1 protein-coding gene and 1 pseudogene are annotated in these 1,944 nt (G+C 67.5%); both read right to left on the reverse strand.

The window, feature by feature from the left end:
• A partial coding sequence (locus ACIQ8B_RS32945) for an alpha-amylase family glycosyl hydrolase (RefSeq protein ID WP_403552004.1) occupies positions 1-1,010 on the reverse strand: 1,010 nt, incomplete at its 3' end.
• Positions 1,007-1,944 (reverse strand): annotated as a pseudogene (locus ACIQ8B_RS32950) (alpha-1,4-glucan--maltose-1-phosphate maltosyltransferase); the annotation flags it as partial. The pseudogene ACIQ8B_RS32950 and the gene ACIQ8B_RS32945, both read right to left, overlap by 4 nt.

Consider the following 1,944-nt stretch of genomic DNA (forward strand, 5'->3'; position numbering starts at 1 on the left):
ACCATCTCCAGGGTCAGCTCGTCGTGGTTGCGCAGGAAGATGCCCCACTGGCAGCCGGAGGGGATGGCGGGGGTCTTGGCGAGGATCTCGGAGACCGGGTAGCGCGACTCGCGGCGGACGGCCATGAAGATGCGGGGCATGACCGGGAAGTGGAAGGCCATGTGGCATTCGTCGCCGCCGGCGGCGTAGTCGCCGAAGTAGTCGACGACGTCCTCGGGCCACTGGTTGGCCTCGGCGAGCAGGACGGTGTCGGGGTACTGGGTGTCGATCTCCTTGCGGACCCGCTTCAGGAACGCGTGCGTCGCCGGCAGGTTCTCGCAGTTCGTCCCCTCCTCCTGGTACAGGTACGGCACCGCGTCCAGCCGGAACCCGTCGATCCCGAGGTCCAGCCAGAACTTCAGCGCGGAGATCATCTCCTCCTGCACGGCCGGGTTCTCGTAGTTCAGATCCGGCTGGTGCGAGAAGAAGCGGTGCCAGTAGTACTGCTTGCGCACCGGGTCGTACGTCCAGTTCGACGCCTCGGTGTCGACGAAGATGATCCGGGCGTCCTGGAACTGCTTGTCGTCGTCGGCCCACACGTAGTAGTCGCCGTACGGCCCGTCGGGGTCGCGCCTCGACTCCTGGAACCACGGGTGCTGGTCGCTGGTGTGGTTCATGACGAAGTCGATGATCACGCGCATGCCCCGCTGGTGGGCGGAGTCGACGAACTCCACGAAGTCGGCGAGGTCGCCGAACTCCGGCAGGACCGAGGTGTAGTCGGCGACGTCGTACCCGCCGTCGCGCAGCGGCGACTTGAAGAAGGGCGGCAGCCACAGGCAGTCGACGCCCAGCCACTGCAGGTAGTCCAGCTTGGCGGTCAGGCCCTTCAGGTCGCCGACGCCGTCGCCGTCGCTGTCCTGGAAGGAACGGACGAGGACCTCGTAGAAGACGGCGCGTTTGAACCAGTCGGGGTCACGGTCCTTGGCGGGGGTGTCCTCGAAGGTGTCCGGGACGGGTTCGTTGACGCTCATGTGGCGGAAGACCCTCCGATCTGCGGGGTGGACGGTCGCAGAGCCGTGCTGTGCGTCCCGGGAGGTCCGTCCCCGGACTCCCCGCCGACGACGAGTACATGTGCCCCGCCCGGACCGAGACGCACATAGTTGGCACTGCCCCAGTGATAGGTCTCGCCGGTGAGCTCGTCGCGCACCGGCACGGACTCGTGCCAGTCCAGGCCGAGTTGCGGCATGTCCAACGAGACCGTCGCCTCCTGGGTGTGCCGGGTGTCGAGATTGGCGACCACGAGCACCGTGTTGCCGTCCCGCCGCTTCGAGTACGCGATGACCTCCTCCTTGTCCGCCTGGTGGAAGTGGAGGTCGCGCAGCTGCCGCAGGGCCGGGTTCTCGCGCCGGATGGTGTTGAGGCGGGTGATGAGGGGGGCGATGGTGCGTCCCTCGCGTGCGGCGGCTTCCCAGTCGCGGGGTTTGAGCTGGTACTTCTCGCTGTCGAGGTACTCCTCGCCGCCCTCGCGCAGCGGGGTGTTCTCGCACAGTTCGTAGCCGCTGTAGATGCCCCAGGCGGGGGAGAGGGTGGCGGCGAGGACGGCGCGGACCTCGAAGGCGGGCCGGCCGCCGTGCTGGAGGTAGGCGTGCAGGATGTCGGGGGTGTTGGCGAAGAAGTTGGGCCGCATGTAGGAGGCGGCCTCCCCCGTCAGTTCGGTCAGGTACTCCGTCAGCTCCTGCTTGGTGGTGCGCCAGGTGAAGTACGTGTACGACTGCTGGAAGCCGATCTGGGCCAGGGTGTGCATCATCGCCGGGCGGGTGAAGGCCTCCGCCAGGAAGACGACGTCGGGGTCGGTGCGGTTGATCTCGGAGATCACCCGCTCCCAGAACACCACCGGCTTGGTGTGCGGGTTGTCCACGCGGAAGATCCGCACCCCGGCGTCCATCCAGTGCCGCAGGACCCGGC

The sequence above is a fragment of the Streptomyces sp. NPDC096105 genome, assembly GCF_044763335.1.
Classification (GTDB): Bacteria; Actinomycetota; Actinomycetes; order Streptomycetales; family Streptomycetaceae; genus Streptomyces.